We start from the raw sequence: 5,513 nt of genomic DNA, 5'->3' as shown, positions 1-5,513 counted from the left end.
CTGGTCAGTATTTTACCAATGACCAAATCAAAGAAATGACTCGCAAGGTTAGTGCTGAGGTTGACTTAGTTCATCAGCAAACGCAGAATCAGCGGTATGGCTCTTCTCATATTGGCGCTACTGCAAAGGATATTTCTAATGTCGTCACTGATGCTGCTTCTGGTGTGGTTGATATTTTTCATGGTATTGATAAAGCTGTTGCCGATACTTGGAACAATTTCTGGAAAGACGGTAAAGCTGATGGTATTGGCTCTAATTTGTCTAGGAAATAACCGTCAGGATTGACACCCTCCCAATTGTATGTTTTCATGCCTCCAAATCTTGGAGGCTTTTTTATGGTTCGTTCTTATTACCCTTCTGAATGTCACGCTGATTATTTTGACTTTGAGCGTATCGAGGCTCTTAAACCTGCTATTGAGGCTTGTGGCATTTCTACTCTTTCTCAATCCCCAATGCTTGGCTTCCATAAGCAGATGGATAACCGCATCAAGCTCTTGGAAGAGATTCTGTCTTTTCGTATGCAGGGCGTTGAGTTCGATAATGGTGATATGTATGTTGACGGCCATAAGGCTGCTTCTGACGTTCGTGATGAGTTTGTATCTGTTACTGAGAAGTTAATGGATGAATTGGCACAATGCTACAATGTGCTCCCCCAACTTGATATTAATAACACTATAGACCACCGCCCCGAAGGGGACGAAAAATGGTTTTTAGAGAACGAGAAGACGGTTACGCAGTTTTGCCGCAAGCTGGCTGCTGAACGCCCTCTTAAGGATATTCGCGATGAGTATAATTACCCCAAAAAGAAAGGTATTAAGGATGAGTGTTCAAGATTGCTGGAGGCCTCCACTATGAAATCGCGTAGAGGCTTTGCTATTCAGCGTTTGATGAATGCAATGCGACAGGCTCATGCTGATGGTTGGTTTATCGTTTTTGACACTCTCACGTTGGCTGACGACCGATTAGAGGCGTTTTATGATAATCCCAATGCTTTGCGTGACTATTTTCGTGATATTGGTCGTATGGTTCTTGCTGCCGAGGGTCGCAAGGCTAATGATTCACACGCCGACTGCTATCAGTATTTTTGTGTGCCTGAGTATGGTACAGCTAATGGCCGTCTTCATTTCCATGCGGTGCACTTTATGCGGACACTTCCTACAGGTAGCGTTGACCCTAATTTTGGTCGTCGGGTACGCAATCGCCGCCAGTTAAATAGCTTGCAAAATACGTGGCCTTATGGTTACAGTATGCCCATCGCAGTTCGCTACACGCAGGACGCTTTTTCACGTTCTGGTTGGTTGTGGCCTGTTGATGCTAAAGGTGAGCCGCTTAAAGCTACCAGTTATATGGCTGTTGGTTTCTATGTGGCTAAATACGTTAACAAAAAGTCAGATATGGACCTTGCTGCTAAAGGTCTAGGAGCTAAAGAATGGAACAACTCACTAAAAACCAAGCTGTCGCTACTTCCCAAGAAGCTGTTCAGAATCAGAATGAGCCGCAACTTCGGGATGAAAATGCTCACAATGACAAATCTGTCCACGGAGTGCTTAATCCAACTTACCAAGCTGGGTTACGACGCGACGCCGTTCAACCAGATATTGAAGCAGAACGCAAAAAGAGAGATGAGATTGAGGCTGGGAAAAGTTACTGTAGCCGACGTTTTGGCGGCGCAACCTGTGACGACAAATCTGCTCAAATTTATGCGCGCTTCGATAAAAATGATTGGCGTATCCAACCTGCAGAGTTTTATCGCTTCCATGACGCAGAAGTTAACACTTTCGGATATTTCTGATGAGTCGAAAAATTATCTTGATAAAGCAGGAATTACTACTGCTTGTTTACGAATTAAATCGAAGTGGACTGCTGGCGGAAAATGAGAAAATTCGACCTATCCTTGCGCAGCTCGAGAAGCTCTTACTTTGCGACCTTTCGCCATCAACTAACGATTCTGTCAAAAACTGACGCGTTGGATGAGGAGAAGTGGCTTAATATGCTTGGCACGTTCGTCAAGGACTGGTTTAGATATGAGTCACATTTTGTTCATGGTAGAGATTCTCTTGTTGACATTTTAAAAGAGCGTGGATTACTATCTGAGTCCGATGCTGTTCAACCACTAATAGGTAAGAAATCATGAGTCAAGTTACTGAACAATCCGTACGTTTCCAGACCGCTTTGGCCTCTATTAAGCTCATTCAGGCTTCTGCCGTTTTGGATTTAACCGAAGATGATTTCGATTTTCTGACGAGTAACAAAGTTTGGATTGCTACTGACCGCTCTCGTGCTCGTCGCTGCGTTGAGGCTTGCGTTTATGGTACGCTGGACTTTGTAGGATACCCTCGCTTTCCTGCTCCTGTTGAGTTTATTGCTGCCGTCATTGCTTATTATGTTCATCCCGTCAACATTCAAACGGCCTGTCTCATCATGGAAGGCGCTGAATTTACGGAAAACATTATTAATGGCGTCGAGCGTCCGGTTAAAGCCGCTGAATTGTTCGCGTTTACCTTGCGTGTACGCGCAGGAAACACTGACGTTCTTACTGACGCAGAAGAAAACGTGCGTCAAAAATTACGTGCAGAAGGAGTGATGTAATGTCTAAAGGTAAAAAACGTTCTGGCGCTCGCCCTGGTCGTCCGCAGCCGTTGCGAGGTACTAAAGGCAAGCGTAAAGGCGCTCGTCTTTGGTATGTAGGTGGTCAACAATTTTAATTGCAGGGGCTTCGGCCCCTTACTTGAGGATAAATTATGTCTAATATTCAAACTGGCGCCGAGCGTATGCCGCATGACCTTTCCCATCTTGGCTTCCTTGCTGGTCAGATTGGTCGTCTTATTACCATTTCAACTACTCCGGTTATCGCTGGCGACTCCTTCGAGATGGACGCCGTTGGCGCTCTCCGTCTTTCTCCATTGCGTCGTGGCCTTGCTATTGACTCTACTGTAGACATTTTTACTTTTTATGTCCCTCATCGTCACGTTTATGGTGAACAGTGGATTAAGTTCATGAAGGATGGTGTTAATGCCACTCCTCTCCCGACTGTTAACACTACTGGTTATATTGACCATGCCGCTTTTCTTGGCACGATTAACCCTGATACCAATAAAATCCCTAAGCATTTGTTTCAGGGTTATTTGAATATCTATAACAACTATTTTAAAGCGCCGTGGATGCCTGACCGTACCGAGGCTAACCCTAATGAGCTTAATCAAGATGATGCTCGTTATGGTTTCCGTTGCTGCCATCTCAAAAACATTTGGACTGCTCCGCTTCCTCCTGAGACTGAGCTTTCTCGCCAAATGACGACTTCTACCACATCTATTGACATTATGGGTCTGCAAGCTGCTTATGCTAATTTGCATACTGACCAAGAACGTGATTACTTCATGCAGCGTTACCATGATGTTATTTCTTCATTTGGAGGTAAAACCTCTTATGACGCTGACAACCGTCCTTTACTTGTCATGCGCTCTAATCTCTGGGCATCTGGCTATGATGTTGATGGAACTGACCAAACGTCGTTAGGCCAGTTTTCTGGTCGTGTTCAACAGACCTATAAACATTCTGTGCCGCGTTTCTTTGTTCCTGAGCATGGCACTATGTTTACTCTTGCGCTTGTTCGTTTTCCGCCTACTGCGACTAAAGAGATTCAGTACCTTAACGCTAAAGGTGCTTTGACTTATACCGATATTGCTGGCGACCCTGTTTTGTATGGCAACTTGCCGCCGCGTGAAATTTCTATGAAGGATGTTTTCCGTTCTGGTGATTCGTCTAAGAAGTTTAAGATTGCTGAGGGTCAGTGGTATCGTTATGCGCCTTCGTATGTTTCTCCTGCTTATCACCTTCTTGAAGGCTTCCCATTCATTCAGGAACCGCCTTCTGGTGATTTGCAAGAACGCGTACTTATTCGCCACCATGATTATGACCAGTGTTTCCAGTCCGTTCAGTTGTTGCAGTGGAATAGTCAGGTTAAATTTAATGTGACCGTTTATCGCAATCTGCCGACCACTCGCGATTCAATCATGACTTCGTGATAAAAGATTGAGTGTGAGGTTATAACGCCGAAGCGGTAAAAATTTTAATTTTTGCCGCTGAGGGGTTGACCAAGCGAAGCGCGGTAGGTTTTCTGCTTAGGAGTTTAATCATGTTTCAGACTTTTATTTCTCGCCATAATTCAAACTTTTTTTCTGATAAGCTGGTTCTCACTTCTGTTACTCCAGCTTCTTCGGCACCTGTTTTACAGACACCTAAAGCTACATCGTCAACGTTATATTTTGATAGTTTGACGGTTAATGCTGGTAATGGTGGTTTTCTTCATTGCATTCAGATGGATACATCTGTCAACGCCGCTAATCAGGTTGTTTCTGTTGGTGCTGATATTGCTTTTGATGCCGACCCTAAATTTTTTGCCTGTTTGGTTCGCTTTGAGTCTTCTTCGGTTCCGACTACCCTCCCGACTGCCTATGATGTTTATCCTTTGGATGGTCGCCATGATGGTGGTTATTATACCGTCAAGGACTGTGTGACTATTGACGTCCTTCCCCGTACGCCGGGCAATAATGTTTATGTTGGTTTCATGGTTTGGTCTAACTTTACCGCTACTAAATGCCGCGGATTGGTTTCGCTGAATCAGGTTATTAAAGAGATTATTTGTCTCCAGCCACTTAAGTGAGGTGATTTATGTTTGGTGCTATTGCTGGCGGTATTGCTTCTGCTCTTGCTGGTGGCGCCATGTCTAAATTGTTTGGAGGCGGTCAAAAAGCCGCCTCCGGTGGCATTCAAGGTGATGTGCTTGCTACCGATAACAATACTGTAGGCATGGGTGATGCTGGTATTAAATCTGCCATTCAAGGCTCTAATGTTCCTAACCCTGATGAGGCCGTCCCTAGTTTTGTTTCTGGTGCTATGGCTAAAGCTGGTAAAGGACTTCTTGAAGGTACGTTGCAGGCTGGCACTTCTGCCGTTTCTGATAAGTTGCTTGATTTGGTTGGACTTGGTGGCAAGTCTGCCGCTGATAAAGGAAAGGATACTCGTGATTATCTTGCTGCTGCATTTCCTGAGCTTAATGCTTGGGAGCGTGCTGGTGCTGATGCTTCCTCTGCTGGTATGGTTGACGCCGGATTTGAGAATCAAAAAGAGCTTACTAAAATGCAACTGGACAATCAGAAAGAGATTGCCGAGATGCAAAATGAGACTCAAAAAGAGATTGCTGGCATTCAGTCGGCGACTTCACGCCAGAATACGAAAGACCAGGTATATGCACAAAATGAGATGCTTGCTTATCAACAGAAGGAGTCTACTGCTCGCGTTGCGTCTATTATGGAAAACACCAATCTTTCCAAGCAACAGCAGGTTTCCGAGATTATGCGCCAAATGCTTACTCAAGCTCAAACGGCTGGTCAGTATTTTACCAATGACCAAATCAAAGAAATGACTCGCAAGGTTAGTGCTGAGGTTGACTTAGTTCATCAGCAAACGCAGAATCAGCGGTATGGCTCTTCTCATATTGGCGCTACTGCAAA

At 44.7% G+C, this 5,513-nt stretch carries 9 protein-coding genes; all 9 read left to right on the top strand.

Features of this window, described 5'->3' with window-relative positions:
- Positions 1 to 272 (top strand): hypothetical protein (locus FFO06_RS22755; protein WP_000474266.1); only part of this gene is annotated, 272 nt, incomplete at its 5' end.
- Positions 273 to 335: 63 nt separating this feature from the next.
- A complete protein-coding gene (locus tag FFO06_RS22750) occupies positions 336 to 1,877 on the top strand; it encodes a replication endonuclease (protein WP_000252566.1) in 1,542 nt (513 codons plus the stop codon).
- Positions 1,810 to 1,962 carry a hypothetical protein gene (locus tag FFO06_RS22745; protein ID WP_435988044.1) on the top strand — a complete coding sequence of 51 codons (153 nt, stop codon included), beginning with the start codon at positions 1,810 to 1,812 and terminating at the stop codon, positions 1,960 to 1,962. Before FFO06_RS22750 ends, FFO06_RS22745 begins: the two co-directional genes overlap by 68 nt.
- Entirely contained in the window at positions 1,895 to 2,134 is a 240-nt protein-coding gene (locus tag FFO06_RS22740; protein ID WP_016670801.1) for a phage DNA packaging protein C, read from the top strand. Before FFO06_RS22745 ends, FFO06_RS22740 begins: the two co-directional genes overlap by 68 nt.
- Positions 2,131 to 2,589, top strand: a complete 459-nt coding sequence (locus tag FFO06_RS22735) for a scaffolding protein D (protein WP_000084700.1) — start codon at positions 2,131 to 2,133, stop codon at positions 2,587 to 2,589. The genes FFO06_RS22740 and FFO06_RS22735 overlap by 4 nt, the downstream gene beginning before the upstream one ends.
- Positions 2,589 to 2,705 (top strand): phage DNA packaging protein J, encoded by a 117-nt coding sequence (locus tag FFO06_RS22730; RefSeq protein WP_000033471.1) that lies wholly within the window; start codon positions 2,589 to 2,591, stop codon positions 2,703 to 2,705. The genes FFO06_RS22735 and FFO06_RS22730 overlap by 1 nt, the downstream gene beginning before the upstream one ends.
- A gap of 36 nt (positions 2,706 to 2,741) precedes the next feature.
- Complete coding sequence (locus tag FFO06_RS22725; protein ID WP_000065572.1) at positions 2,742 to 4,025, top strand: major capsid protein; 1,284 nt, start codon at positions 2,742 to 2,744, stop codon at positions 4,023 to 4,025.
- 110 nt (positions 4,026 to 4,135) lie between these two features.
- Positions 4,136 to 4,663, top strand: a complete 528-nt coding sequence (locus FFO06_RS22720; RefSeq protein ID WP_000487867.1) for a hypothetical protein — start codon at positions 4,136 to 4,138, stop codon at positions 4,661 to 4,663.
- An 8-nt stretch (positions 4,664 to 4,671) separates the two neighbouring features.
- Positions 4,672 to 5,513 (top strand): spike protein H (locus tag FFO06_RS22715; protein WP_001948817.1); only part of this gene is annotated, 842 nt, incomplete at its 3' end.

It is taken from the genome of Dolichospermum planctonicum (genome assembly GCF_005402965.1).
Lineage (GTDB): Bacteria > Cyanobacteriota > Cyanobacteriia > Cyanobacteriales > Nostocaceae > Dolichospermum > Dolichospermum planctonicum.
The sequence above is the reverse complement of the archived record's forward strand: the minus strand, read 5'-3'. Positions and strand labels throughout refer to the sequence as shown.

What these genes read in the sequence shown, in the direction of transcription:
- FFO06_RS22750 (WP_000252566.1), top strand. Translation starts at nt 336, where the DNA reads ATGGTTCGTTCTTATTACCCTTCTGAATGTCACGCTGATTATTTTGAC.
- FFO06_RS22735 (WP_000084700.1), top strand. Translation starts at nt 2,131, where the DNA reads ATGAGTCAAGTTACTGAACAATCCGTACGTTTCCAGACCGCTTTGGCC.
- FFO06_RS22730 (WP_000033471.1), top strand. Translation starts at nt 2,589, where the DNA reads ATGTCTAAAGGTAAAAAACGTTCTGGCGCTCGCCCTGGTCGTCCGCAG.
- FFO06_RS22725 (WP_000065572.1), top strand. Translation starts at nt 2,742, where the DNA reads ATGTCTAATATTCAAACTGGCGCCGAGCGTATGCCGCATGACCTTTCC.
- FFO06_RS22720 (WP_000487867.1), top strand. Translation starts at nt 4,136, where the DNA reads ATGTTTCAGACTTTTATTTCTCGCCATAATTCAAACTTTTTTTCTGAT.